General features: G+C 67.4%; 22 protein-coding genes. 5 read left to right on the top strand and 17 right to left on the bottom strand.

The window, feature by feature from the left end:
- Positions 1 to 22: 22 nt before the first annotated feature.
- From FHT32_RS21645 to FHT32_RS21615, 7 genes are all read right to left on the bottom strand, one after another.
- Positions 23 to 679 carry a Rieske 2Fe-2S domain-containing protein gene (locus FHT32_RS21645; protein WP_176666672.1) on the bottom strand — a complete coding sequence of 219 codons (657 nt, stop codon included), beginning with the start codon at positions 677 to 679 and terminating at the stop codon, positions 23 to 25.
- Between the two features lie 10 nt (positions 680 to 689).
- On the bottom strand, positions 690 to 1,421 hold the full coding sequence (locus FHT32_RS21640; RefSeq protein WP_176666671.1) for an alanyl-tRNA editing protein: 732 nt from the start codon (positions 1,419 to 1,421) through the stop codon (positions 690 to 692).
- Positions 1,422 to 1,480: 59 nt separating this feature from the next.
- Positions 1,481 to 2,401 (bottom strand): DMT family transporter, encoded by a 921-nt coding sequence (locus FHT32_RS21635; RefSeq protein ID WP_176666670.1) that lies wholly within the window; start codon positions 2,399 to 2,401, stop codon positions 1,481 to 1,483.
- Positions 2,402 to 2,489: 88 nt separating this feature from the next.
- Entirely contained in the window at positions 2,490 to 2,798 is a 309-nt protein-coding gene (locus tag FHT32_RS21630; RefSeq protein WP_176666669.1) for a DUF1330 domain-containing protein, read from the bottom strand.
- Positions 2,799 to 2,868: 70 nt separating this feature from the next.
- Positions 2,869 to 3,696 carry a hypothetical protein gene (locus FHT32_RS21625; protein WP_176666668.1) on the bottom strand — a complete coding sequence of 276 codons (828 nt, stop codon included), beginning with the start codon at positions 3,694 to 3,696 and terminating at the stop codon, positions 2,869 to 2,871.
- A 68-nt stretch (positions 3,697 to 3,764) separates the two neighbouring features.
- Positions 3,765 to 4,757, bottom strand: coding sequence for a class I SAM-dependent methyltransferase (locus tag FHT32_RS21620; protein WP_176666667.1), 993 nt, complete (start codon positions 4,755 to 4,757; stop codon positions 3,765 to 3,767).
- A gap of 287 nt (positions 4,758 to 5,044) precedes the next feature.
- Entirely contained in the window at positions 5,045 to 5,884 is an 840-nt protein-coding gene (locus FHT32_RS21615; protein WP_176666666.1) for an AraC family transcriptional regulator, read from the bottom strand.
- Between the two features lie 269 nt (positions 5,885 to 6,153).
- On the opposite strand from FHT32_RS21615, the gene FHT32_RS21610 reads away from it, so the two are divergent.
- Entirely contained in the window at positions 6,154 to 7,863 is a 1,710-nt protein-coding gene (locus tag FHT32_RS21610) for an acyl-CoA dehydrogenase family protein (RefSeq protein WP_371132234.1), read from the top strand.
- Here the strand turns inward: FHT32_RS21610 and FHT32_RS21605 are convergent.
- Together FHT32_RS21605 and FHT32_RS21600 are read right to left on the bottom strand one after the other, a co-directional pair.
- Positions 7,851 to 9,794 (bottom strand): ATP-binding protein, encoded by a 1,944-nt coding sequence (locus tag FHT32_RS21605; protein ID WP_371132233.1) that lies wholly within the window; start codon positions 9,792 to 9,794, stop codon positions 7,851 to 7,853. The two genes, FHT32_RS21610 and FHT32_RS21605, sit on opposite strands and share 13 nt — an antisense overlap.
- A 102-nt stretch (positions 9,795 to 9,896) precedes the next feature.
- Entirely contained in the window at positions 9,897 to 10,241 is a 345-nt protein-coding gene (locus FHT32_RS21600; RefSeq protein ID WP_176666665.1) for a c-type cytochrome, read from the bottom strand.
- A 140-nt stretch (positions 10,242 to 10,381) separates the two neighbouring features.
- Here FHT32_RS21600 and FHT32_RS21595 point away from each other — a divergent pair, with 140 nt between their 5' ends.
- Positions 10,382 to 11,050, top strand: coding sequence for a hypothetical protein (locus FHT32_RS21595; protein WP_176666664.1), 669 nt, complete (start codon positions 10,382 to 10,384; stop codon positions 11,048 to 11,050).
- Positions 11,051 to 11,092: 42 nt separating this feature from the next.
- On the opposite strand, the gene FHT32_RS21590 is transcribed toward FHT32_RS21595, so the two are convergent.
- The 4 genes from FHT32_RS21590 to FHT32_RS21575 all read right to left on the bottom strand — a co-directional run bounded on the left by FHT32_RS21590 (position 11,093) and on the right by FHT32_RS21575 (position 14,623).
- Positions 11,093 to 11,899 (bottom strand): PPK2 family polyphosphate kinase, encoded by an 807-nt coding sequence (locus FHT32_RS21590; protein WP_176666663.1) that lies wholly within the window; start codon positions 11,897 to 11,899, stop codon positions 11,093 to 11,095.
- A gap of 64 nt (positions 11,900 to 11,963) precedes the next feature.
- Positions 11,964 to 12,401, bottom strand: coding sequence for an RNA-binding S4 domain-containing protein (locus tag FHT32_RS21585; protein ID WP_176666662.1), 438 nt, complete (start codon positions 12,399 to 12,401; stop codon positions 11,964 to 11,966).
- Positions 12,402 to 12,420: 19 nt separating this feature from the next.
- Complete coding sequence (locus FHT32_RS21580) at positions 12,421 to 13,863, bottom strand: sensor histidine kinase (protein WP_176666661.1); 1,443 nt, start codon at positions 13,861 to 13,863, stop codon at positions 12,421 to 12,423.
- Positions 13,864 to 13,939: 76 nt separating this feature from the next.
- The gene (locus tag FHT32_RS21575) at positions 13,940 to 14,623 is read right to left on the bottom strand and encodes a response regulator transcription factor (protein ID WP_176666660.1); all 684 of its coding nucleotides are present in this window, start codon (positions 14,621 to 14,623) and stop codon (positions 13,940 to 13,942) included.
- Between the two features lie 136 nt (positions 14,624 to 14,759).
- On the opposite strand from FHT32_RS21575, the gene FHT32_RS21570 reads away from it, so the two are divergent.
- From FHT32_RS21570 to FHT32_RS21560, 3 genes are all read left to right on the top strand, one after another.
- Complete coding sequence (locus FHT32_RS21570) at positions 14,760 to 15,719, top strand: tripartite tricarboxylate transporter substrate binding protein (RefSeq protein ID WP_176666659.1); 960 nt, start codon at positions 14,760 to 14,762, stop codon at positions 15,717 to 15,719.
- 106 nt (positions 15,720 to 15,825) lie between these two features.
- Entirely contained in the window at positions 15,826 to 16,362 is a 537-nt protein-coding gene (locus FHT32_RS21565) for a tripartite tricarboxylate transporter TctB family protein (RefSeq protein WP_176666658.1), read from the top strand.
- Between the two features lies 1 nt (position 16,363).
- A complete protein-coding gene (locus FHT32_RS21560) occupies positions 16,364 to 17,887 on the top strand; it encodes a tripartite tricarboxylate transporter permease (protein ID WP_176666657.1) in 1,524 nt (507 codons plus the stop codon).
- A gap of 84 nt (positions 17,888 to 17,971) precedes the next feature.
- Here FHT32_RS21560 and FHT32_RS21555 read toward each other — a convergent pair whose 3' ends face one another.
- The 4 genes from FHT32_RS21555 to FHT32_RS21540 are packed head-to-tail and all read right to left on the bottom strand — an operon-like array spanning position 17,972 to position 24,550.
- On the bottom strand, positions 17,972 to 21,088 hold the full coding sequence (locus FHT32_RS21555) for an efflux RND transporter permease subunit (RefSeq protein WP_176666656.1): 3,117 nt from the start codon (positions 21,086 to 21,088) through the stop codon (positions 17,972 to 17,974).
- 50 nt (positions 21,089 to 21,138) lie between these two features.
- Positions 21,139 to 22,341 carry an efflux RND transporter periplasmic adaptor subunit gene (locus FHT32_RS21550; protein WP_176666655.1) on the bottom strand — a complete coding sequence of 401 codons (1,203 nt, stop codon included), beginning with the start codon at positions 22,339 to 22,341 and terminating at the stop codon, positions 21,139 to 21,141.
- Entirely contained in the window at positions 22,338 to 23,855 is a 1,518-nt protein-coding gene (locus FHT32_RS21545; protein WP_176666654.1) for an efflux transporter outer membrane subunit, read from the bottom strand. The genes FHT32_RS21550 and FHT32_RS21545 overlap by 4 nt, the downstream gene beginning before the upstream one ends.
- The gene (locus FHT32_RS21540; protein ID WP_256099116.1) at positions 23,852 to 24,550 is read right to left on the bottom strand and encodes a CerR family C-terminal domain-containing protein; all 699 of its coding nucleotides are present in this window, start codon (positions 24,548 to 24,550) and stop codon (positions 23,852 to 23,854) included. The genes FHT32_RS21545 and FHT32_RS21540 overlap by 4 nt, the downstream gene beginning before the upstream one ends.
- Positions 24,551 to 24,582 lie beyond the last annotated feature (32 nt).

Here is a 24,582-nt window from a genome sequence, read left to right as displayed (position 1 = left end):
AAAATTTCCGCCCCGATGGGGATCAGGCGGCAGATGAGGGAAGAGGGCTTGTCTCGCTGCCGAAGCCAATTCCCGAGAGAAGCCTTTGGTACTCGGAGAGTCCGAGATTTCTCAGCGATTGATGATTTTCAGGTTCGACGATTCCGCTTCCGTCGCGAAATTCGAAAATCATCGACTCAGCGAAGTATTCGCTGGAAAGTTTGAATGGCGAGTCCGGAGTTCCATCGGGAACCTCCGTTCCTTCCTCCGGAATCAGGCAGGTCCAGACAAGGCCGTGCCGTTCGATTGCCGGGAACATCGTGACGCTGAAGCAATCCGCCGTCTTCGGCGCGAGCTTCTCCGGCACCTTCGTGCACTGGCCGTCGGAACCGAACCGCAGGCCGTGATAGGCGCAGACGAGTTCCCCGCCTTCGATGCGGCCGCCGCTCAGCGGCAGCCCGCGATGCGGGCACATGTCGCGGCCGACGCGGATGCCGTCGGGCATCCGGTAGACGACAAGACGCAGGCCCAGCACCACCACCTGCCTGGGCCTGGCGAGCGCATCGTCTGCGCGGCAGACCGGGAACCACTGCCTGGCCAGAACGGGCCAGTCCTGCTCGGAGTAGGTGCAGTTCGAGGGCAGGAAGCCCTCGGGCAAAGGGCGGAAGGAGCCTGCCTCCCGAGGTGCTTCGGCCTGCATGTCCTGCCGCCTAGGCTTGCTTGAGCAGGCCGATGCGGATCCGGCGGTTGTGCTGTCCCTTGTTCTCGATCTTCAGGATGCGCAGCGGTGACGATTGGGAGGTTTTCACGAGATGCGTTCCGCCGCAGGCCTGCCGGTCGAGGCCCACGATCTCGATGATGCGCGTGGTGCCATCGTCTTGCGGAGGCGGCGCGACCGAGCGGCTGCGCAGCACGCCCGGCTCGCGCGACAGCGCCGCGGAATCGAGGTAGACCGCGTTCACGTGCAGGCCATCGGAGATCAGGCTGTTGAGCTCCGGTTCGAGCTTGCGCAGTTCGTTGTTGTCGACCGCGGGCAGGTCGAAGTCGATGCGGGCCGTGCCGTCGGCCGCCATCTGCACGCCCGTGACCAGCGAGCCCTCGAAGCGCTGGTAGACCAGGGCGTTGAGGATGTGCAGGCCGGTGTGCAGCTGGCTCATCATGAAGCGGAAGTCGTGGTCGACGCTGGCGACCACCTTGTCGGCGGGGGCCTTGCCGATGTCCGCTTCGTCGAAGACGTGCCAGGCATTCTTGCCCTCCATCTCGATGCGGTCGATCTTCACCGTGCTGCCGTTCCATTGCAGCGTGCCGCGATCCGCCAGTTGCCCGCCGCCGCCCGGATAGAAGTAGGACTTGTCGAGAAGAACTGCGTTCGGCCGGCGCGCGATGACGTCGGCTTCGAACTGGAGGCGGTCGGGTTCGATGTGGCAAAGATACTGGGACATGAATTCCTCGGGTTGTGCGGAATGCGGGGTTGCTTGGATGCTTGCTTGCGGGTTGCTGCTCAGGAGAAACGCCGGGCCGTCACGATGCCGGCCAGGATCACCACGGCTCCCACGAACTCGGTGACGCTCAGGTACTCGTGGAAGAGGTAGGCGCCGAACACCGTTGCGATGACGGGCTGTATCAGCAGCGTGATCGACGACATCGCGGCCGGCAGCTTGGCCAGCGCATAGGCGATGAGGCCCTGGCCGCCGACGTGCGACACCACGGCGAGCGCCACCAGCATCAGCACGCCGTGCAGCGTGTGCGGCACCAGCGATTCGCCGCGCAGCAGCGTGATAGGCAGCAGCACGATGAAGGTGCCGACGCTGCTCCATGCCATGACCGTCATCGTCCGGTAGTTGGAGCGCACGAGGCTGACCGCCAGCAGATACGAGCCGTAGAAGACGGCAGTGAGCAGCCCCAGCAGGTTGCCCGCCATGTAGCTGGAGCCGAAGTCGAGCCTGTGGCCTATGAGGATGAACGCGCCGGTCAGCGCGAACAGCATGCCGAACAGGAAGCCCCGCTTGAACCTCTTGCCGAGAAAGATCCTGGAGCCGAGCACCACGAAGATGGGCGCCAGGTTGGCCAGCAGGTTCGAGTTGGCCAGCGTGGTCAGCGTCATCGACCAGTGATAGAGCGCGAGGTTTCCCGAGAAGATGAAACCCACGAGGATGAGCTTGAAGGGAATGCCCGGCGTGGATTGCCGCGCGGATTGCTGCCCGCCCGCCGGCGCCGGCTCGGCCCTGGCCGCGAGCATGTCGAGCAGGAAGAAGATCGGGATGGCGAGTGCGACCCGGTAGACCGCGCTGGCCGTCGGAGGCAGTTCGCTGTGGCGCAGGAAGACGCCCCCCAATGCCAATGCCGCCGCGCCCAATAGCAGCGCGACGAAAGAGAAGAAGCTGCTCTTCGATGCAGCCGGTAGTGCGATGGTTGTCGTCATGTTCTGTTCGATACGACCGGGTCTCCATCGGCCGTATCGCTCGGTTTGTTGTGAATGATCTGGAGGACAGACATGGCGAGGACGGAAGCTAGGGCCGTAGGGGCTCTTCGAATCCTTCGATCACCATGAGCTGCATGTCGACCGCTGCGTCTTTTCGCAACCCTCTTGCGTGGGTGTATTCGGGCGACTCGTAGAACTTCCTCGCCGCGTCCGCGGTCTTGAACTCGACAAGAACCACGCGCCTGTCGTCGTGAGCGCCTTCAAGGTGCATGCGCTCGCCTCCCCGTGTCAGGAACCTGCCGCCGAACTTCTCGACGATGCCGGGCGTGAGTTGCTTGTATTGGTTGTACTGGTCCGGATTCACGATGGACATCCGGCCGATCAGATAGGCGACCATGTGGCTACCCGACTCGCTTCGGTGAATGAATGCTGTGTCCGAGCGCGCAGAAGATGCCGTCGGGCCGCCGTTAGACGTAGGCCACCTTGCGCTGCTGCTGGGCCTGCGCCGCGACGCCGGACTGCAGCAGCGCCGCGTCCAGGATGTCCCAGAGGCCCGTCAGCGAATCGAGGAAGTCGTCTGCGCCTTCGATGACCAGGTGCGCGTATTCGGTCTTCAGCGCGAGCTCGACCGCGGTGCGTGCGTTCTGCTCGTGGTGCTGCTCGGCGCCGACTTCGCCCCAGTGCTCCAGCAGGTAGTGCATCTCGGGCACTTCGAGATCGGCGTTGTAGATGCCGCTGTCCACCAGGCAGTACTTCTCGCCGGGAATCAGCTGCTGGTTCGAGATCATCTCCAGCGCCAGCGTGGTGCCGAGGTTGCGGTAAGTGTTCTCGATGTCCGTCAGCTTGCGGTGGTCGAACACGCCGATGGCCTTGCGGACCTGCGTGGTCAGGCCGGTCTCCATGTCGTAGCCGGGCAGGGAGCCGAGCAGCTGGTCGGAGAAGGCCTTCAGCTTCGCCTCGACCTTCTCCTGGTTGTAGAGGTCCGCGAAGACGGGCTGTTCGGCCGACTGGTTGACGATGTAGCCGGCCATCGTGGCCAGTTCGGGGCCGTGGCCCGATTCGCTCTCGACGATTTCCTCGAGCAGCTCGCTTTGCCTGTGCAGCCCGTGCGTCTTCAGGGCTTCGGGGAAGTTCCACCCCGGACGGGTCGACGCACAGAAGCTCTGGATCTGGTGGAAAAGGGCCCCGACGACGGGCGGCTCCGGCTCGACCTTCGCCCAATTCTTGAAAATCGGGTGCGAATAGCAACGATGACTTTTAACTCTTTCGACCAGATCGGAAATGGTAACGCTCATTTCTTTCTCCTAATTACGGTTGGTTAAAAAATGCCATGAGGAAAAAATTGACGGATGAATTGCTTTGATTACTTGCTTGCCATCAGCATGCGCCCTCCAGGGTGATCGAGTACTTCGATCCGCACATTGGAAAATCCCGCGCGGAACAATTTTTCAGTCCATTCCTCTTCGCTCAGAAGACGCCTGGACATGAAATGGTTGTGCAGATGGTTGAATGCCGCCGCAAACGGCTTTTCCCAATTCGACTGGGCGACCGGAATTGCGTCGACGATGATCAGCGTGCCCTTGATGGCGTAGGTGCAGCAGGCGCGCAGCAATGCGTCGAGCGTCGCTTCTTCGGCCGGAAGCAAGTCGTGCATGACGAAGCCGGCGTGGATGATGTCGGCGTCCTTGATGAGCGACGCGTCTTCCACGAGCACCTGGATGGGGGCCGTCACGAACTGCAGCCGGTCGCTCATGCCGGCGTCCTTGGCGGCCTGGACGGCCTGCTCGGTGGCCGATGCGCTCAGGTCGATGCCCACGCCCGTGGAGCCGGGGATCTTGCGCAGCATGCGGATCAGGAAGCCGCCCGAGCCCGATCCAAGATCCACGATTTTCCTTGGTGCCATCGCGACGATGGCGTTCTCCGGCTGGGGATAGAAGGACTTTTCCCCCATCCACTTCGACGTGCGGGCCACCAGGCCGCCGCTGCGCGGGTACTTGGCCTGCGCCTCCTCGTTGCGTTCCGAGAATTCCTTGGCGTTGTTGATCAGCGGCGCGCATGCGCGAAGCGCCCACGAGAGATATCCGACCTCGTTGATCAGCTCGTCGAAATTGCTGCCGACCTTGTAGGTTGCCGGAGTCTTTGTGCCGAGGTCCTCGATGATGCCGGCCTTGCTCAGCGAATCGAGGTAGGCCGAAATGACGGATTCCTTTATGCCGCAGGAGCGCGATGCCGATTCCGCATCCACGACGGGCGATTTCTGCAGGAATTCGATGACTCCGTATTCAGCGCCTATTTCCAGCAGGATTGCAGAACCTGCGAGGGAAGAACCAGTAATGCCGCGATCGACGTTTTGCATGGGTCACCTGTGGGTTGAATGCTATTGAAAACGAACTGATTACTTTGCAATGGCCGAAACCATTTAGTTGCACGATAGTCAGGGGGCCGGAGGCCGTATTGGTAAAAATTGCGGCACAGCAGCAAGAGGCAAAAAAGAGCTGGCCGAAAGAATTCGGCCGAGGTGCCAGGGCAGGCGCGCGCGGGTAAAGCCGACCCGGCGCGGTCATGCCGCGCGGGGTGGTATGGGGAAAGTGGAGGCCCCGGCTCGTACCGCGGGGCGAGTCAGGCTCTCGGCCTTTCAGTCCCTCAGTTGATCCGCGCGCGGACGTACTGCAGGGGCGTCATGCCGAAGGTGCGCTTGAAGTGCCGGGTGAGGGCGCTCTGGTCGTAGAAGCCGCTCGCCACCGCGGCCTCGATCAGCGGGCGGCCCGCGGTGAGAAGACCGATAGCGGCCCTCAGCCGCAGCTGCGTCAGGTACATGTGCGGGGTCAGGCCGATCGTGCGGTTGAACGCGCCGATCAGCTGGAAGGGCGTGAGGTCGGCCGCGGCCGCCATCTGCTCGAGGGTCAGGCGCTCCGCGAAGGCATCGCGCAGCAGCTCCAGCACCGGCGCGAGCACGCTCGCATCCGCCGGCACCGGAAGCACGCGCTGGCCGGGCTGCGCGTGGTTCTGGAAGAGCGTGCCGAAGCTGTGGACGAAGAGCTCCTGCTGCCGCAGCGGGTCCCATTGGCCGCTGTCTCCGTCGAAGGCCCGATGCAACTCCAGGAAGCAGGCGATGAGTTCCGGGTCGTCGTAGATGTTGGAACCAAAGTACCGAGTCTGGTCGATGCCCAGCGTGCTCATCAGGTGCCTGATGCCCGGGTCGGCCAGGTAGAGCGCCCTGTATCGCCACCGGTTGCTTCCGCCCATGCGGCCCGAGTGGGGCTCCGAAGGGTTGAAGACCAGCAGAGCCTGTTGATCGGCGATGCCCGTGCGGCCGCGGCTCTTGAATTCCGCGCCTCCGACCTCGGTGACCGCGATCACGAAGGAATGGTGCACGTGCGGCGCGTATTCGTGCGTGGTGAAGTCGGCGTGCAGCATGTCCATGCCGGGGATGCCGGATGCATGCCAGTAGCGCGACGTGTTCAGAGGGTCCAGCTTGGCCAACGAAAACCTCCGTTTGGATCAGCGGTTGCAACGCACCCTTCGTTCAACCGGTCGATGGCACCTGAATGGTGAGCAAGGCCGTCTCTTTCCGGTGATTACAGCGCGATCTTGGGTGAAGCGGGGAGCTTCCGGTCGCTGCGGCTCGTTTCAAGCAAACGCTATGCCATTTTGCGGGCCGCCCGCATTGCCCCGGGAAAGATCAGATTCACGAATCGCGGCGAATGATTCACCATGCTTCGCGGCGCAAAGCCATTCCATGGAGATCTTTCATGAACATGCCTCTCGAGAGCACAGAACTGGCGTTTCAGTTTTCGCTGGCCGACGGCGTCGAAACGCACAAGGTATTCAACCAGGCCGAGCCATGCATCGGCCACAACGCGTTCACGGGCGACGTTGCTCTACGGGAACTAACCAGGAAGCATGCACCGTGGAGCATTCCGAACGCGACGGCCGTCGGTGCATTGGCAGGCGACGAGCAGGTGCAGGATCTCGCGCGACTGGCCAACGAGCACAACCCGCAACTGCGTACGCACGACCGCTTCGGCAACAGGCTGGACTGGGTCGAGTTCCATCCCGCGTGGCACCAGCTGATGAGCCTGGCCTTCGCGCATGGCGTGCCCGGCCTCGCATGGACGACCACGGAGCGCTCGGGCCATTTCGCGCGCGCGGTGCTGAGCTATCTGTGGAACCAGGTCGAGAACGGCACGGGCTGCCCGACCGGCATGGCGTATGCGGCCTGCGCCGGCTTCGAAGGGCGGCCGGAATTCGCGCCGTGGAGAGAGAAGACGCTCTCGGGCCGGTACGACCCGCGACGCCTGCCTCTGTCGCAGAAGACCGGCGCGGTGATCGGCTATGCCATGACCGAGAAGCAGGGCGGTTCCGACCTGCGCCAGACGCAGACCACCGCGGCCTTCGTCGGCACCGACAACGGTGTGCAGGTCTACAGCATCACGGGCCACAAGTGGTTCTTCTCGGTGCCGACTTCCGATGGCTTCTACACGCTGGCCCGGACGCAATCGGGCGTGAGCTGCCTCTTCGTTCCGCGCTTCCTGCCGGACGGCAGCGCCAACCGCGTCGCGGTGCAGCGCCTCAAGGACAAGTGCGGCAACCGCTCCAACGCATCGAGCGAGGTCGAGTTCAACAAGACCTGGGCGATGCTGGTCGGCGAAGAAGGGCGCGGCATCCGCGAGATCCTCACGCACGCGCATCTGACGCGGCTCGACTTCGCCGTCGGCTCTGCCGGCCTCATGCGGCAGGCGCTGACGCTGGCCATAGGCCACGCATCGACGCGCGACGGCTTCGGCCGCCGCATGGCCGACCTGCCGATGCAGACCAACGTGCTTGCCGACCTCGCGCTCGAAAGCGAGGCGGCCATGCTGTCGGCGATGCGCGTCGCGCGCGCGACCGACGGCATGGCGTCTGACGAACGCGAGCGGCTTCTGGCCCGCGTGGCGACGCCGGTGGTCAAGTACTGGAACTGCCAGCGCGCGGCCTACTTCGTCTACGAGGCATTGCAGGTCCACGGCGGCAACGGCTTCATCATGGAGAACCCGATCGCGCGGCTGTATCGCGAGGCGCCGCTCAACTCGATCTGGGAAGGCACCACCAACATGATGTGCATGGACGTGGTGCGCGCGCTCGGACGCGAGAAGGGGGCGCTCGAAGTCTTCCTGGACGAGGTTTCGCCTCCGCAGGCGGCTGGCGATGCGGCGCACGCGAAGTTCATTGCGAAACTGCGCGACGACCTTGCGGGAGGAGCCATCGACGAGGGCAACTCGCGCGCCATCGTGACGCGCATGGCCCTCGCGCTGCAGGCGAGCGAGATGCTCAGGCACGGCGACGGCGCGGTCGCCCGGCGCTTCATCGAATCGCGCCTGGGCGGACGGCACGCCGGCGTGATGGGCACGCTGGCAGACGGCGCCGATCTGCGCGAGATCGTCTCGCGCGCCGAAGTGGCGCCCGTGCCTCAGGCCGCTTGAGCCTCGCGCCGCAGCGGCAGCCACAGCACGAAGCGCGTCCCCGTCGGCAGGGATTCCCAGTCGACGGTGCCGCGGATCGAATGCGCGCGCCGCCGCTGGTTCTGCAGGCCCCGGCCCGAGGACGCGGCCATGGCCTTGGCGACGTCGAAGCCCTGTCCGTTGTCCTCGATGGTCACGCGCACGCCCGCGCCGTCGAGCGAGGTGGCCACGCGGATCTCGGTCGCGCGCGTGTGGCGCAGGATGTTCGAGATGCTCTCCTGCACGATGCGCAGGATGTGCAGCGCGCTCGACGGATCGAGCCATTCCAGCGCGGGCAGCTCCTGCACTTCCCAGCGCAGCGAGACGCCGGTGCCTTCGAGGCGCGGCTCCAGCCGGTAGCGCAGCGTGGCCAGCAGCAGGAGCACGTCGGCCTCCACCGGCTCCAGCGAATCGAGCGTGAGCTTCAGGTCGTCCAGGCAGCTCTTGAGGATCTGCGAGACCTTGTCGTCGCTCATGCCGCCGCCTTCGACCGAGCGGATGGCGCTGATCAGCGAGGAGCCCAGCCCGTCGTGCATGTCCTGCATCAGCCGCTGGCGCTCGTCGCTGATGGTCTGCCGGCGCTCGATCTCGCGCAGCCGGCGGTGGCTGTCTTCCAGCTCGGCCTCGCGCTTGTGCAGGCGCTGCGCGAGGCTCGCGTTGAGTTCCTCGACTTCGCCGATCGCATGGATGTAGCGGCGGTACATCAGCACGCCGAACACGCTGAAGGTGACGGCGTTGGTGTACGCGCCCAGATACCAGCCCTCGGGGCTGATGAAATTGTTCTGCAGCAGCCAGTCGGTGATGCCCAGCAGCACGCAGGCGCCGATGCCGGCCGCGACCAGCCTTCCCTCGGTGGAGCGGCGCCAGGCGCTGACGGCACCCACAAGGCAGACCGCCGTGCCCATGAGCGCCGCCACCGCGTAGATCAGCGGCGTCACCTGCGGCGTGTTCTGCACGATCGCCAGCCCGGGGATCGTGACGATGCCGATGGCCGTCGTCGTCGCGACCACGCCGCGGGTGAGCCACACGAGCTGCCGCCCATGCAGCTGCCGCAGGAAGAAGTGCACGACCATCACCAGCCAGAAGAGCGAGTTGACGGTCAGCCATGCGAACCAGTCGTTGAGGACCGGCAGGCTCACGTAGAAGTGCAGCCCCCGCATGAAGGACGTGGCCGCGAGGTTGAAGAACAGCAGATAGCCCGTTTCGTCGCGGCGCCTGAACCACACGAAGAGCGCGAACACGCCCACCGCCATGAACGCCGCGCCGAGCATCGCGGGCAACTCCTGCTGCAGCCACTGGCGCATGCCGTGGCGGCCCCGCAGCGCATCGACAGGGCCGATCCACAGCGAGGACAGCGCCACCTGGGCGCCGCGGGTGTGCTCCAGGCGCAGCAGGATCTCGGCCGGCGGGCCGTTGCCGCCGGCGCCGTGGTCGTCGAGCTGCACCCAAAGCGGCATGCGGGTGCTGTTCCACAGCGGGCCCGACTGCTGCGCGCGATGGACCAGCTGGCCATCGACATAGACCGCGATGGTGCCGTCGGTCTTGATGCGCGCGCCGTACAGCGCCAGCGGGCCGGAGCTGGCCGGCAGGCCGCGGGTGCCGAGCCTGATCCAGGTGGTGCGCGTGGTGCTGGTGGAAGTGTTCTCGGCCTGGCGCAGCAGCGCGATCGGCAGGGCCAGGGGCAGTTCGACCTTCTTCCAGTTCCGCGGCAGGGCGCTGCTGTCCTGCCGGGGCGGCGGCGTGCTGAAGCCCGATGCATCCTCGACCTGCCAATCGGCGTGCGTCATGTGCAGCAGCGCGTCGGACTGCCGTACGCCGGTCGCCCCGACCAGGTAGGCGCCGACGATGCCCAGCAGTGCCATCGAGAGAACGAGCACCACGTGGGCGAAGAAGGGTGCGGGGCGGTAGTTCAAGGAAGGCTGCAAAGTGCCGCGGCCGAAGCGGGGGCGGAGGTTTGTGTAACCTATTTTCTCACTTTGTTACCAGCCGGGCGAGCTTGCGCCCCGGGATGGGCCTCAGCGCGGTGTGGGTTGCGACAGGATCCATTGCGCGAGCGCCTGCGCGTCGGCCTGGGAAACCTGTGTCTGCCGCGGCATGATCACGCGGCCCCAGGTGCCGACGCTGCCGTTGCGGATCTTCCCGGCCAGCCGCGTTGCGGCTTCGCCGTCGCCGCGGTAGCGCTCGGCGATCTGCGCGAAACCCGGACCCACCTGCTTGTGGACCAGGCCGTGGCAGGCCATGCAGGCATTCCTGCGCGCCAGGTCGGCCGGCGTCTGCGCCGTCGCGCAGAAGGGGTGGAGGGCCATCACGCAGCCGGTGAGGAACGGGAAAAGGAGCTTGCCGGGAGTCTGGATCTTCATTTGTGGCGGGGCTTGCGCCCGGCATGGTCGCATGCCGCGCCGGCGGGGGCAGTCGTCGTGCATTCACGACAAGACGATTCAAGAGTAACTATATGTATGGTTAAATCCGCGCAACTATCGCGAAGAAGACGAGGGATTGCATGAAGCTGTTGCTGAGCATTGCGTTTGCCGCCGTGGCCCTGGCCGGTTGCGCCAGCGCTCCGGTCACCCCCACGGAGCCCGGAACGGGCACGGGCACTTCCTATGTGCCGATGGTCGCCATGGAAGGCGTCGATAAGGTGCGCTACGACAACGACGTGGCCGACTGCCGCACCGCCGCCACCCGCATTTCGGCCCGCAGCGAAACCGGCGACGCCATGTGGGGCGCGCTGGGCGTGGGGCTGATCACCGTGTACGGGCAGGGCATCGTGGCCGCGGCCTCGTACACCGGCATCACCGCGGCCATCATCGACTGGAACGGCCGCCCCAGCTCGGAACTCATCGCCGAGCACCAGCAGATCGCCGTCGTGCATTGCATGGCCAAGCGCGGCTATCGCAATCTCGACCCGAACGTGCGCGACACCTTCTACGGCAACACCTTCGATCCGGGCGTGATCGTCAAGCCGCGCCGCACGGGCGTCGACACCTACAACGTCGAAACGCTGGCCAAGGCCGGCCGCTGCAACCTGCAGCCGCGCGCCGAGCTCACGGCCAAGGGCCCCGGCTACGAAACCTACAACGTGCCTTGCGACAACGGCGGCACCTGGGCGGTGCGCTGCGAGTTCGGCAAGTGCCGCGTGCTGGCGCAGGCCGTCATCCGCCGCTCCTGAGCCTGAACCCCGGGCCGGGCCGCTCCGCCGGCCCCGGGCTCGTCACTTGACGATCATTCCCTTGAGCGCCGGGTCCGGCGGCGGCGGCTTGAGCTTCATCTGGCGCATCGTCTTCACCAGCAGCCGGGCGATCATCACGTTGCGGTGCCGCTTGCTGTTGGCGGGCACCACGTACCAGGGCGCATGTTCCGTCGACGTGGCGGCCAGTGCGTTCTGGTAGGCCTGCTGGTAGGCGTCCCACTTGGTGCGCACTTCCAGGTCGTCCATGCTGAACTTCCATTGCTTGCCGGGCGTGTCGATGCGCGCCTGCAGGCGCTCGCGCTGCTCGTCCTTGTCGATGTGCAGCATGCACTTGACGACCACCGTGCCGGTCTCGGTGAGCAGCCGCTCGAAGTCGTTGATCTGCGCGTAGCGGCGCTTGGCCTCGGCCTTGTCGATCCAGCCTTCGACCACGGGCACCAGCACGTCCTCGTAGTGGCTGCGGTTCCACACCATGATCTCGCCGGTGCGCGGCACCACGGCGTGGCAGCGCCAGAGGTAGTCTCGCGCGCGCTCGTCCACGGTCGGCGCCTTGAAGGCGGTCACGCGCACGCCCAGCGGCGAGGTGCGCGAGAACACCCAGCGCACGGTGCCGTCCTTGCCGCTGGTGTCCATGCCCTGCAGCACCAGCAGCAGCTTGCGCCGGCCTTCGGCATTCAGCAGGTCCTGCAGCTCGTCGAGTTCCACCGCCAGCGCATCGACCTCGGCGCGCTGCGTGGCTTCGTCGCCTTCGCAGAAGGGCGTGTCGCCGGGGTCGACGTGCGAGAGCTTGAACTTGCCGCCGACGCGGTATTTCTTGAAGCTGGCCATGAAGCGGGACTCCGTGAAGAACAACGAAGCCGACAGCGTAAGCGATCGATCCGGCGGCCTGCCGTCAGCGCTCGTCGTCCTCGGGCGGCAGCGAGGCGCTCCAGCGGCTGTCCCAATCGGTGTGCCGGCGCACCGCGCCGTCGAGCTCGCGCCGGTCGCGCTTGGTGGGGCGGCCCTGCTCGATGGCCAGTGCCGGCTCGATGCCCGCGCGGCGCATTTCCCTGAAGGCAGCCTGCGCCGCCAGGCTCTCGGCCGTTTCCTCGTAGAGATGCTGCGCCACCGGCGCCGGCCCGCGCTGGCCGCTGAGGCCGCGCACCGTCACCGTGCGCGTCAGCGGGCCCATGCGCATCGCGACGGTGTCGCCCGCCTTGACCTCGCGCGAGGCCTTGGCGATGTCTCCGTTCACCTGCACGCGGTTCTTGCCGATTTCCTCCGCGGCCAGCGAGCGCGTCTTGAAGAAGCGGGCGGCCCAGAGCCATTTGTCGATGCGCAGACGGTCCATGAAAGTCGAGGAGTGGAGGTCAGGCATTGTGCCGCGACGGCGCCGGCTGCGGCGGCGCGAGCGGAAGGCGCACGACGGCGTCCAGCCCAACGACTCGCTCGCTGCCGTCGGGGGCGATGCGGTTGTCCAGGCTGATGCTCCCTCCCAGCGCCAGCACGATCTCGCGGCAGATCGCCAGCCCCAGCCCCGAGCCGCTGGAGGTGCTGCCCGCCGAGAAGGGCGCGAACAGGCGCTGGCGAAGCTCGGGCGAGATGCCGGGGCCGCCGTCGCGCACGACGAGCACGGCGTCGGGGCCCTCCGCGCGCACCGCCACCGACAGCGCGGCGCCCGGCGGGCTTTGCTTGATCGCGTTGTGCAGCAGGTTGCGCGTGAGTTCGTGCAGCATCCACTGGTGGGCGCGCACCGGCACGGGCTCGTCGATGGCGAGCTCGAAGTCGAGCGCCTTGTCGGCCACCAGCGGCGACAGGTCGAGCGCGATGTTGCGCGCCACCTCGGCGAAATCGAGCGTCACCGATTCCGGCTGCTGGCGCAGCTGTTCCACCTTGGCCAGCGACAGCATCTGGTTGGCGAGCGTGGTCGCGCGATCCACGGTGCCGCTGATCTCGTGCAGCGCCTGTTCGGGGGCCACGTCGCCGCGCTGCGCCGACTGCACCTGCGCCTTGAGCACCGCCAGCGGCGTGCGCAGCTGGTGGGCGCTGTCGCGCACGAAGCGCTTCTGGTGGTCGAGCAGGCGCTGCAGCCGGCCCATGACCTGCGTGGTGGCGTCGATCAGCGGGCGCAGTTCGCGCGGCGCGTCGGGCGCGTCGATGGGCGAGAAGTCGTCGGCCTGGCGCCTCCCGATGGCCTCGCCCAGTTCGCGCACCGGCCGCGTGGCGCGCTGCACCACGAACACCGTGACCAGCGCGATCACGCCCATCAGCAGCAGCTGGCGCCACAGCGTGTCGATGAGCAGCTTGCGCGCGAGCGTCTCGCGGATCTCCAGCGTCTCGGCTACCTGCACCACGGCCATGCCGCGGCCGGTGGCGCTGGCCACCGGCTGGAGCAGCACCGCCACGCGCACTGGCTGGTTGCGGAACTGCGCGTCGTAGAAGTCGACCAGGGCCGCGTAGGCGCTGCGGTCGGGGATGCGGCCGCGCCAGAAGGGCAGCTCGGCAAAGCCCGAGATCATCTCGCCGTCGAGCGCCGAGACCCGGTAGAAGAGCCGGCTACGGTTGTCGGCCTCGAAGGCCTCCAGCGCGGAGTAGGGCACGATGGCGCGCAGCCGCGCCATGTCGTCGTAGCCTTCCACGTCGAGCTGCTCGCCGATGGTCTTGGCCGACGCCAGCAGCGTGCGGTCGTAGGCTGTGGTGGCCGCCGCCAAGCTCTGGCGGTACAGGCTCACGCTGTTGATCACGATGAACACCGCCACCGGCGCGAGGATGCCGAGCAGCAGCCGCGCGCGCAACGAGATCGCGCGGGTCATCGAACGGGCTTGCAGGCGTTGCCCCCTGCAAGGGGGTTGGCGAAGCGACACGGAGTGCGCGCAGCCTGGGGGTGAGTCATGTCTCGGGGCGCAGCAGGTAGCCCAGCCCGCGCATCGTCATCAGCACGGCACCGGTGCCCGCCAGCTTCTTGCGCAGCCGGTACACCACCACCTCGATGGCCTCGTACTGCACGTCGGTCTCGCCCGGGAACACCAGCTCGAAGAGGCGCTCCTTGGTCACGGCGTGGCCGGGCTTCATCATCAGCGCCTTCAGCAGCGCCAGCTCGCGCGGGGTGAGCTCGAGCAGTTCGGCGCGGTTGTAGATGGCGCCGTTGTCGGGCTCGAAGCGCAGGCCGCCGATCTCCTGCGGGTTCAGGCCCGCGTCCGGCCCGGTGGCGCCGTGGCTGCGCCGGCGCAGTGCGCGGATGCGGGCTTCCAGCTCGTCGAGGTCGAAGGGCTTGGGCAGGTAGTCGTCGGCACCGGCGTTCAGGCCGACGATGCGGTCGCCCACCGTGCCGCGCGCGGTCAGCAGCAGCACCGGCGTGCGCAGGCCCTCGGCGCGGGCCTGGGCCAGCACCTGCATGCCGTCGACGTTGGGCAGGCTCAGGTCCAGGGCGACCACGTCGGGCTCGATGGCGCGCCACTGCGAGACGGCCTCGGCACCGTCGCCGCAGACGCGCACGTCGATGCGGCGGCGCCCGAGGGTGCGCTGCAGGGTGATTTGCATCGTGGGGTCGTCTTCGACCAGCAGCAGCTTCATACGTGGGGCTTCGGGGTGCGTACTTTGGTGTTTTCCCCAGTCTGGCGGACAGCCAACTGACAGCGGGGCGGCGCATGATAGCGCTCAGCTACAAGTCAGCTTCCTTTCAAGTTCCTTCCAATCAGGAGACCCAAGCATGCGTCGCGACACCTTTCTGAAGTCACTGGCCGCCATGGCCGCCGTCGGAGCCCTGCCACTGTCGGCGCGCGCGGCCGCCAACGTCAAGATGATGATCCCCGCCAACCCGGGCGGCGGCTGGGACACCACCGGCCGTGCGCTGGGCAAGGCGCTGACCGACGCCAAGGTGGCCGACACCGTCACTTACGACAACAAGGGCGGCGCCGCCGGCGCGCTGGGCCTGGCCCAGTTCGTCAACGGCTCCAAGGGCGACGCCAACGCGCTGATGGTCATGGGCTCGGTCATGCTGGGCGGCATCATCACCGGCAAGCCGCCGGTCAACCTGTCGCAGGCCACGCCCATCGCGCGCCTGACCACCGAATACAACGTGTTCGTGCTGCCGGCCAATTCGCCGTTCAAGTCCATGAAGGACGTGGTCGAGCAGCTCAAGAAGGACCCGGGCAGCGTCAAGTGGGGTGGCGGTTCGCGCGGCTCCACCGAGCACATCGCCGCGGCCATGATCGCGCAGAAGGTCGGCGCCGATCCGTCCAAGATCAACTACGTCGCCTTCCGCGGGGGCGGCGAGGCCACCGCCGCCGTCCTGGGCGGCAACGTCACCGTCGGCGGCAGCGGCTACAGCGAGTTCGCCGAGTACATCGCCGCCGGCAAGATGAAGCCCATCGCCGTCACCTCCGCGCAGCGCCTGCCGGGCGTGAACGTGCCCACGCTGAAGGAGCAGGGCATCGACGTCGAGATCGGCAACTGGCGCGGCGTCTACGGCGCCCCCGGCATCTCGGCCGAGCAGCGCAAGGCGCTGACCGACATGGTGCTGGCCGCCATGAAGAGCCCCTCGTGGGCCGAATCGCTCAAGAAGAACGACTGGACGTCGGCCGTGCTCTCGGGCGACGCCTTCGCCAAGTTCGTCGACGACGACTTCGCCAGCCTGCGCGCCATCATGACCAAGTCGGGAATGATCTGATCCTGCGGCTCGCGCCGCAGCCATTGGTCCGCTCCACGGCGCGCTGTCCTCGCAAGAGACGACAGCGTGCCGTTTTCAAATCCAGCTCCACATCCCGGGAGAAAAAATGACAACTCCAGACTCCTCGGCTCCGCCGCAACCCGCGGCCACCTGGCCGCAAACCCTGGTCGGCGCCGGCGTGCTGCTGACCGGCCTGGCGCTGGCCTTCGGCGCCATCGGCATTTCCTCCGACGCGGGCTACGGCGGCGTCGGCCCCAACTTCCTGCCCTGGCTGGTGTCCGTGGTGCTCGTGCTGTGCGGCGCCTGGATCCTGTGGGAGGCGCGCACCGGCGGTTTCCGCGAACTCGATGCGCCATCGGGCGCCGAGCATGCCTACTGGCCCGGCTTCATCTGGGTGTCGGCAGGCCTGCTGCTCAACGCAGCGCTCATCACCACGCTGGGCTTCATCCTGAGCTGCACGCTGTGCTACCTGCTGGCGGTGCAGGGCCTGCGACGCGCGAGCGGGCAGGTCGGCGTCAATTCGCCGCGCACCTGGGCGACCGACTTCATCACCGGCGCGGTGATCTCCGCCCCGGTGTTCTGGATGTTCACGCAATTCCTGGCCATCAACCTGCCTGGCCTCACCAACACCGGGTGGATCTGACATGGAAATCTTCAACGCCCTGATGGCCGGCTTCGCAGCCGCCATCACCCCCGTCAATCTCCTCTGGTGCCTGGTCGGCTGCGCCCTGGGCACGGCCGTCGGCGTGCTGCCCGGCATCGGCCCGGCCGTGGCGGTGGCCATGCTGCTGCCGATCACCGGCAAGGTCGACATCACGGCCTCGATGATCTTCTTCTCGGGCATCTATTACGGCGCCATGTACGGCGGCTCGACCACTTCCATCCTGCTGAACACGCCCGGCGAGACCGCGAGCATGGTGACGGCGATGGAGGGCAACAAGATGGCCAAGAGCGGCCGCGCGGGCGCGGCGCTCGCCACGGCGGCCATCGGCTCGTTCGTGGCCGGCACCATCGCCACCGTCATCGTCACGCTGTTCGCGCCCTTCGTGGCCGAATTCGCTGTCAAGCTCGGCCCGCCGGAATACTTCATGCTGATGCTGCTGGCCTTCACCACGGTGAGCGCGGTGCTCGGCAAGAGCACGCTGCGCGGCATGACGGCGCTGTTCGTCGGCCTCGCGGCGGGCTGCATCGGCCTCGACCAGATCTCGGGCCAGGGCCGCTACACCGGCGGCATTCCCGAGCTGCTCGACGGCATCGAGATCGTGCTGGTGGCCGTGGGCCTGTTCGCCGTGGCCGAGGTGCTGTACGCCGTGCTGTATGAAGGCAAGGTGGTCGAGGGCCAGAACAAGCTCAGCCGCGTGCACATGAGCAAGCGCGACTGGAAGCGCTCCATTCCCGCCTGGCTGCGCGGCACCGCCATCGGCACGCCCTTCGGCTGCATTCCGGCCGGCGGCACCGAGATCCCGACCTTCCTGAGCTACGCCACCGAGAAGAAGCTGGCAAAGGACAAGGACGCCAAGGCCGAGTTCGGCACCACCGGCGCCATCGAAGGCGTGGCCGGCCCCGAGGCCGCCAACAACGCCACGGTGACGGCCGCGCTGATCCCGCTGCTCACGCTGGGCATTCCGACCTCGAACACCACCGCCATCCTGCTGGGCGCGTTCCAGAACTACGGCATCCAGCCGGGGCCGCAACTCTTCACCACCTCGGCCGCGCTGGTATGGGCGCTGATCGCGTCGCTCTACATCGGCAACGTGATGCTTCTGGTGCTGAACCTGCCGATGGTCGGTCTGTGGGTCAAGCTGCTGAAGATTCCGAAGCCGCAGCTCTACGCCGGCATCCTGATCTTCGCGACGGTGGGGGCCTACGGCATGCGCCAGAGCGCGTTCGACCTGTTCCTGCTGTATGCCATCGGCATCCTGGGCGTGGTGATGCGCCGCTTCGACTTCCCGACCGCTCCCGTGGTGGTCGGCATGATCCTCGGCCCGCTGGCCGAAGCGCAGCTGCGCAATGCCATGTCGATCGGCGAGGGCAGCGCGGCGGTGTTCTTCCAGCGCCCGATGTCGATCGCGCTGGTCGTCATCGTGGTGGCCGTGCTGATCCTGCCGCGCCTTGCGAAGCGCATGAGCGAACGCAAGCTGGCGAAGCTCGCGCAGATGGACGCCTGATCTTCCGAAGGCCTCATCCGGGGCCTGGCCAAAAAAAGCTGCGGCATTGCCGCAGCTTTTTTCGTTTCTGCCGGGAGCTTCTATCTACCGTCCCGGCGCAGGCGTCTCGACCAGATCGTCATCGATGTGCGGATCGGCCGGTTGCCCGCGCAGCTTGCGAACGGTTCGCCTGATCCAGTGCTCGATGTCGTCGATGTAGGTGAACACGGCCGGCACCACCAGCAGGCTCAGCACCGTGGAAGTGATCAGCCCGCCGATCACCGCCATCGCCATCGGCGAGCGGAAGCTCGAGTCGGCCGCGCCGAAGCCCACCGCGATGGGCAGCATGCCCGCGCCCATGGCCAGCGTGGTCATGATGATGGGACGGGCGCGCTTGTGGCAGGCGTCGCGCAGGGCGTCCCAGCGGTTCATGCCGTGGTCGCGGCGCGCCACGATGGCGTACTCCACCAGAAGAATGGAGTTCTTCGTCGCGATGCCCATCAGCATGATCAGGCCGATCAGCGAAGGCATCGACAGCGCCTTCTGCCCGATCAGCAGGCCCACGAAGGCGCCGCCCAGCGCGAGCGGCAGCGCGCACAGAATGGTCACCGGGTGCAGGAAGTCCTTGAAGAGCAGCACCAGCACGATGTAGATGCACAGCACGCCGGTGAGCATGGCCAGGCCGAAGCTCGCGAACAGCTCGGTCATCACTTCGGCATCGCCCACCTCGGCGATGCGTACGCCCGGCGGAAGCTTCTGGATCGACGGCAGCTTCTGCACCGCGTCCTTCGCGTCGCCCAGGCCCACGCCCGAGAGCTCGATCTCGAAGTTCACGTTGCGCGAGCGGTCGTAGCGGTCGATCACGGCCGGGCCGCCTTCCATGCTCAGCGAAGCCACCTGGTTGAGCATCACCGGCCCGCGCGTGCCCGGCACCGACAGGCGCCCGAGCAGGTCGATGTCCTTGCGGGCCGAGTCTTCCAGCTTCACCACGATCGGCACCTGCCGCTGCGCGAGGTTGAGCTTGGCGAGCGACTGGTCGTAGTCGCCCAGCGTGGCCACGCGCAGCGTCTCGGCGATGGCGGAGCTGGTCACGCCCAGGTCGGCGGCCCGCGCGAAGTCGGGGCGCACGGCGATCTCGGGGCGGATCAGGCTCGCGGTGGAGGTGATGTTGCCCAGGCCGGGAATGGTGCACAGGTCTTTTTCCACCGCGCTGGCCGCGCTCGACAGCGCCACCGGGTCCTCGCCGGTGAGCGCCAGGATGTACTTCTCGCCCGAGCCGCCCAGGCCCACCGTGCTGCGCACGCCGGGCAGCGTTTCGAGCGCCGCGCGGATCTGGTTCTCGATCACCTGCTTGCGCGGGCGGTCGCCGCGCGGGTCGAGCTTGATGGTGAGCGTGGCCTTGCGCGTCTCGGGCGTGCCGAAGTTCGCGAACGGGTCGCCGCCCGCGCTGCCGCCGGCCACCGTGGTGTAGACGCTCTTCACGTGCTGGATCTTCATCACGCGGTTGCGCGTTTCTTCCGCCGCTGCCGTGGTCTGCGCCAGCGTGGAGCCGGGCGCGAGCGAGAGATAGATCTGCGTCTGCGAGTTGTCGTCCGGCGGAATGAAGCCCGTCTTGAGCAGCGGGATCATCGCCAGCGAGCCGAAGAAGAAGAGGGTGGCGAGCACCATCGTCTTGAAGCGGTTGTGCGTGCTCCAGGTCACGGCGCGCATGTACCAGCGCATCCATCCCGGTTCCGTTTCGGCGGTGACCACCGGCTTGAGCATGTAGGCCGCCATCATCGGCGTGAGCACCCGCGCCACCACCAGCGACGCGAACACCGCCAGCGATGCCGTCCAGCCGAACTGCTTGAAGAACTTGCCGGCCACGCCGCTCATGAAAGCCGTGGGCAGGAACACGGCAATGAGCGTGAAGGTGGTCGCGATCACCGCCAACCCGATCTCGTCGGCCGCTTCCATCGCCGCCTGGTAGGGCGTCTTGCCCATGCGCAGGTGGCGCACGATGTTCTCGACCTCCACGATGGCGTCGTCCACCAATATGCCCACCACCAGCGACAGCGCCAGCAGCGAGATCACGTTGACCGAGAAGCCCAGCAGATGCATGCCGATGAAGGCCGGAATCACCGACATCGGCAGCGCGATGGCAGAGACGAAGGTGGCGCGCCAGTCGCGCAGGAAGAGCCACACCACCACCACAGCGAGGATGGCGCCCTCGTACAACAGGTGCAGCGAGCCGTTGTATTCCTCTTCCACCGGGTCGACGAAGTTGAAGGCCTCGGTCAGCTCGATGTCGGGGCGCGCGGCACGCATGTCGGCCAGCGCCTTCATCACCGCGTGGCCCACTTCCACTTCGCTGGCGCCGCGGCTGCGGGCCACTTCGAAGCCCACCACCGGCTTGCCGTTGAGCAGCGCGGCGGCGCGCGGTTCGGCGATGGTGTCGCTCACGCGCGCCACCTGGTCGAGGCGGATGCGGCGGCCGTCGCTCAGCACGATCTGCATGTCGGCGAGCTGATCGGCCGACTTCACCGTGGCCATGGTGCGCACCGGCTGCTCGCTGCCGCCCAGGTCGAAGCGGCCGCCCGCGCTCTCGGTCTGCACCTGGCGCAGCTGTCGCGAGATGTCGGCCGCCGAGGCGCCCAGCGCCTGCAGCTTGGACGGGTCGAGGTCGATGTGCACCTGGCGCGTGACGCCGCCCACGCGGTTCACCGCGCCCACGCCGGGCAGCGCGAGCAGCTTCTTGGTGACGTCGTTGTCGACGTACCAGCTCAGCGCCTCGGCATCCATGGCCGAGGAGGCGATGGTGAAGGCCAGCACCGGCTGGGCCGCGAAGTCGAGCTTGGTGACCACAGGGTCGCGCACGTCGGCCGGCAGGTCGGCGCGCACGCGCTGCACCGCGGAGCGCACGTCGTCCACGGCTTCCTGCACCGGCTTCTCGAGGCGGAACTCGACGATCAGCGTGGCGGCGCCGTCCTGCACCTTGGTGGTGATGTGCTTCAGGCCCTGCACCGTGGCGATGGAGTTCTCGAGCTTGCGCGCGACGTCGGTCTCCAGCTGCGAAGGTGCGGCGCCGGGCAGCGAGGCCGAGACCGTCACGGTCGGCAGGTCGATGTCCGGAAAGTTCTGCACCTTCATCGCGTTGAACGACAGCAGCCCGCCGAAGGTGAGCAGCACGAACAGCATCACCGCCGGAATCGGGTTGCGTATGGACCAGGCGGAAACGTTCATGGGCGTGTCCTTTGCGTCATCTGGCTTTTCATTTCTTCTTCTTTTCTTCTTTACCTGGCAACGGCGGCGGAGGCCGCGCCCGTGGGAGCCGGCGCCGCCGACGTGGCGGCGGGCGAATCCACCACGCGCACCAGGTCGCCGTCGTTGAGGAAGCCCGCGCCTTGCACCACCACCTGGGCGCCCTCGGGCAGCGCGCTGGTGATCTCGATGCGGTCGTTCAGGCGGCGGCCGATCTGCACCTTGAGCTGCGACACCTTGTTGTCGGGCTTCAGGATGAACACGTTGTTGAAGCCGTCGCGCGGCACCACGGCGGCCTGCGGCACCGTCGGCGCCGTGCTGCGGCCCAGTTCGAAGTCGCCGCGCGCGAACATGCCGGCCTTCACGCCGGTGTTCTGCTGCACGTTGGGCAGGTCGACATACACCAGCGCCGCGCGCGTCTGCGGATCGACCGTGGGCGCGATGCTGCGCACCTTGCCGCGCACCTGCGCACCGCTGGCGCTGACCACGAATGCGGTGGTGCCCACAGCGACGCGGCTCAATTCGGCCGAGGTCACTTCGGCGCGCCATTCGAGGCGGCCCTGGCGGATCAGCCGGAAGAGCTCGGTGCCCGCCGCGACCACGCTGCCCACCGTGGCTGTGCGAGCCGAGATCACGCCGTCGTCGGGCGCCAGCACCTGCGTGTTGCGCCCGCGCACCTGCTGCGCGGCCAGCACGGCCTCGGCCGCCTCGACGCGCGCCTTGGCGGTCTGCTCGGTGGTCTGGTACTGGTTGATCTGCTGCTGGCTCAGCGCGCCGGTGGCCTGCAGCGTGCGTGCGCGTGCCGCGTTGCCGGCGGCGTCGGCCGCGGTGGCGCGGGCTTCGGCCAGCGAGGCGCGCGCCTGTGCGATGTCGGCCTGCACCGTCTCGGGCGAGAACACGGCGAGCACTTGGCCCTTCTTCACCGTGTCGCCGACGTTCACGCGAACTTCGGCCAGCTTCAATCCGTTGGACTCGGAGCCGACCACGGCTTCCTGCCAGGCGGCCACGTTGCCGTTGGCCGCGAGCGTGAGCATCAGCTCGGTGGCTTCGGGCTTCGCGACGGTCACGGTCAGCGCGGGCTTGGGCGAGGCGGCGCCGTCCTTGGTCCTGGCTGCGGCGGCCGGTTCGGCGGTCTTGTCAGCCGGCTTGCCGCGCGTCATGAAGAAGACTGCGGCGATGACGACGACCAGCGCGGCCAGCGCGATGGCGAGGGTGGAACGCTTCATTGTTTTCATGGCGACGTCGCGACCTTGGCGGTCGGTGTGGTGGTCATTGAGGTCGAATCGGAAGAGGAGGGAGCCCCCGCGGACTGGCGGTTCCAGCCGCCGCCCATCGAGCGGTACAGCGCCACCCACGCCTCGGTGCGCTCGCGCTGCAGCGTCACGCGCGCGGTCTGTGCCGAGAACAGCGTGCGGCGCGAGTCCTCCAGCTCGAATAGGCTCGCGAGGCCGCTGCTGTAGCGCGCCTGCGTGGCGTCGAAGGAGGCCTGGTAGTTCTTCACCGCGGCGTCGGCATCGGCGGTGCGGGCGTTGGTCGCATCGAGGTTGACCAGCGCCTCCTCGACTTCGCGCACCGCCTGGCGCACGTTGGCGCGGTAGAGCGACACGGCTTCGGCGTAGCGTGCCTTGGCCGCGTCGGCATTCGCCTTGCGCGCGCCGCCGTCGAGCAGCGGCACGGTCAGCGAGATCGGGCCCACCGTCCAGGTTTCGAGCGACTGGTGCACGCCGCTCACGCGGTATTGCGAACGGCCGATGGAGCCGGATACCGTGAGCTTGGGATAGCGCTCGGCCTCGGCCGAGCCCACGTCGGCGCTGGCCGAAGCCACGCCGAGCTCGGCCGCGTAGACGTCGGGCCGCTGCGTGATCGCTTCGGCCGGCACGCTGGCGATGCTGCCCACGGCAGGCAGCGCGCGCTGTGCCGGCGCGGCTGCGAGCTTGCCTTCGAGCGTGGTCTCGTCGATGCCGCTGAGCGCGACCAGCGCCTTGCGCTGCACCGCGCACTGAGCGCGCTGCTGCGTGAGGCGGGCCGAAGCGTCGGAGGCGCTGGCGCGCGCGAGCGAGGCATCGGCCGGCGCGGTGAAGCCGGCCTTGGCCGACAGATCTGTGAGCCGCGAGGTCTCGGAGCGTGAACGGGCGTCGGCCTCGGCCACGCGCAGCTGCTGCTGGCAGGCGCGTTCGGCGAAATAGGCGTTGGCCGTCTCGGCCGCCACCGCCACGCGGGCGTCGTGCCACTTGGCGTTGGCGCTGCTCTGCTTGGCCTCGGCGGAATCGCGATCGGCGCGCAGGCGGCCGAACAGGTCGGCCTCCCATTTCGACTGCAGGCCGGCCTGCAGCGTGGTGATCGGCGTGCTCGACGACAGCCCGCCGCTGCTGCCGCTGTTGGTGCCAGAGGAACTGCCGCCTGAAATGCCGACGGGCCCGCGGCTGGCCGATGCGGTGCCGTCGAGGCTCGGCAGCAGCGCGGCGCCGGCCTGAACGCGCGTGAAGCGCGCCTCGGCCACGCGTGCGGCGGCGCTCGCGACATTGGGGCTCGCGGCTTCCGCGGCGGCAATCAGCTCGACCAGCAGCGGATCGTCGAGCTGGCTCCACCAGTTGGCCAGCGAAGCCAGCGAGCCGCCATGGGGCAGGGGCGCGTGCCACTGCGCGGGGATGGGAGCTTCGACCTGCGTCGGCGGACGCATCAGCGAGCAGCCCGAAAGACCGATGCCGAGGCAGACAGCGGCCGTCAGTTTGAATCGGAGTTTTCTCATTGTTTCTTCTGCTTTCTCTCGGCGCGCCGGCGGGCGGCCTCGACTTCGACCAGTGCCAGCGCATAGGCCGTGAGCCGGTCGGCCCAGGCGTCGATGGCGCGCGGCGTGCGCAGCAGCGAAGGGCGGATGGCCTCGATGAAGTCCTGGCTCACGTAGAGCTGCATCGACAGCCCGGTGATCGCGAAGGTCAGGCGATGGATGTCGTCGTCGGCCCGGTCCACCTTCAGGTGGCGGCACAGCAGGTCGGCGATGGCGCGATGCGGGCCCTTGATGTCGCGCTCCAGCTCCTCGGCCCAGCGGCTGGTGGGCTCCAGCATCTCGCGCATGTGCAGCTGTATGCACTGCCGCACGATCTCTCCCTGCTTGAGCGGATCGATCATCGACACCATGCACGTGCGAAGCGTTTCCTCGAGCGACTGGCCGGGTGCATTGCAGGCGGCGATGAGGTCGCTGGAGTCGCCACCCATCGGCTCGCTGAAGGTGGCGGCGTACAGCCCCTCCTTGTCGCCGAAGTAGTAGCTGATGGCCGAGATGTTGACCTCGGCCTCGCGGGCGATCTCGCGGGTGGAGGTCTTGGCGAAACCCTTCTGCGCGAAGAGCCGCAGCGCGGTGTGGAGCAGCCGGTGGCGTGCCTCGGCACCGTCTGCGCGCGGTGCGCGGCGAGGTGCCTGGGTGATCGGATCTCTCGCGTTCATGGCCGGCATTACACCACGCACAAAATCAAACG

Source organism: Variovorax sp. SG517 (assembly GCF_013376045.1).
Lineage (GTDB): Bacteria > Pseudomonadota > Gammaproteobacteria > Burkholderiales > Burkholderiaceae_C > Variovorax.
The sequence above is the reverse complement of the archived record's forward strand: the minus strand, read 5'-3'. Positions and strand labels throughout refer to the sequence as shown.

Coding starts and splice junctions, on each gene's coding strand:
- FHT32_RS21645 (WP_176666672.1), bottom strand. CDS start 679: ATGCAGGCCGAAGCACCTCGGGAGGCAGGCTCCTTCCGCCCTTTGCCC.
- FHT32_RS21640 (WP_176666671.1), bottom strand. CDS start 1,421: ATGTCCCAGTATCTTTGCCACATCGAACCCGACCGCCTCCAGTTCGAA.
- FHT32_RS21635 (WP_176666670.1), bottom strand. CDS start 2,401: ATGACGACAACCATCGCACTACCGGCTGCATCGAAGAGCAGCTTCTTC.
- FHT32_RS21630 (WP_176666669.1), bottom strand. CDS start 2,798: ATGGTCGCCTATCTGATCGGCCGGATGTCCATCGTGAATCCGGACCAG.
- FHT32_RS21625 (WP_176666668.1), bottom strand. CDS start 3,696: ATGAGCGTTACCATTTCCGATCTGGTCGAAAGAGTTAAAAGTCATCGT.
- FHT32_RS21620 (WP_176666667.1), bottom strand. CDS start 4,757: ATGCAAAACGTCGATCGCGGCATTACTGGTTCTTCCCTCGCAGGTTCT.
- FHT32_RS21610 (WP_371132234.1), top strand. CDS start 6,154: ATGAACATGCCTCTCGAGAGCACAGAACTGGCGTTTCAGTTTTCGCTG.
- FHT32_RS21600 (WP_176666665.1), bottom strand. CDS start 10,241: ATGAAGATCCAGACTCCCGGCAAGCTCCTTTTCCCGTTCCTCACCGGC.
- FHT32_RS21595 (WP_176666664.1), top strand. CDS start 10,382: ATGAAGCTGTTGCTGAGCATTGCGTTTGCCGCCGTGGCCCTGGCCGGT.
- FHT32_RS21590 (WP_176666663.1), bottom strand. CDS start 11,899: ATGGCCAGCTTCAAGAAATACCGCGTCGGCGGCAAGTTCAAGCTCTCG.
- FHT32_RS21585 (WP_176666662.1), bottom strand. CDS start 12,401: ATGGACCGTCTGCGCATCGACAAATGGCTCTGGGCCGCCCGCTTCTTC.
- FHT32_RS21580 (WP_176666661.1), bottom strand. CDS start 13,863: ATGACCCGCGCGATCTCGTTGCGCGCGCGGCTGCTGCTCGGCATCCTC.
- FHT32_RS21575 (WP_176666660.1), bottom strand. CDS start 14,623: ATGAAGCTGCTGCTGGTCGAAGACGACCCCACGATGCAAATCACCCTG.
- FHT32_RS21570 (WP_176666659.1), top strand. CDS start 14,760: ATGCGTCGCGACACCTTTCTGAAGTCACTGGCCGCCATGGCCGCCGTC.
- FHT32_RS21565 (WP_176666658.1), top strand. CDS start 15,826: ATGACAACTCCAGACTCCTCGGCTCCGCCGCAACCCGCGGCCACCTGG.
- FHT32_RS21560 (WP_176666657.1), top strand. CDS start 16,364: ATGGAAATCTTCAACGCCCTGATGGCCGGCTTCGCAGCCGCCATCACC.
- FHT32_RS21555 (WP_176666656.1), bottom strand. CDS start 21,088: ATGAACGTTTCCGCCTGGTCCATACGCAACCCGATTCCGGCGGTGATG.
- FHT32_RS21550 (WP_176666655.1), bottom strand. CDS start 22,341: ATGAAAACAATGAAGCGTTCCACCCTCGCCATCGCGCTGGCCGCGCTG.
- FHT32_RS21545 (WP_176666654.1), bottom strand. CDS start 23,855: ATGAGAAAACTCCGATTCAAACTGACGGCCGCTGTCTGCCTCGGCATC.
- FHT32_RS21540 (WP_256099116.1), bottom strand. CDS start 24,550: ATGAACGCGAGAGATCCGATCACCCAGGCACCTCGCCGCGCACCGCGC.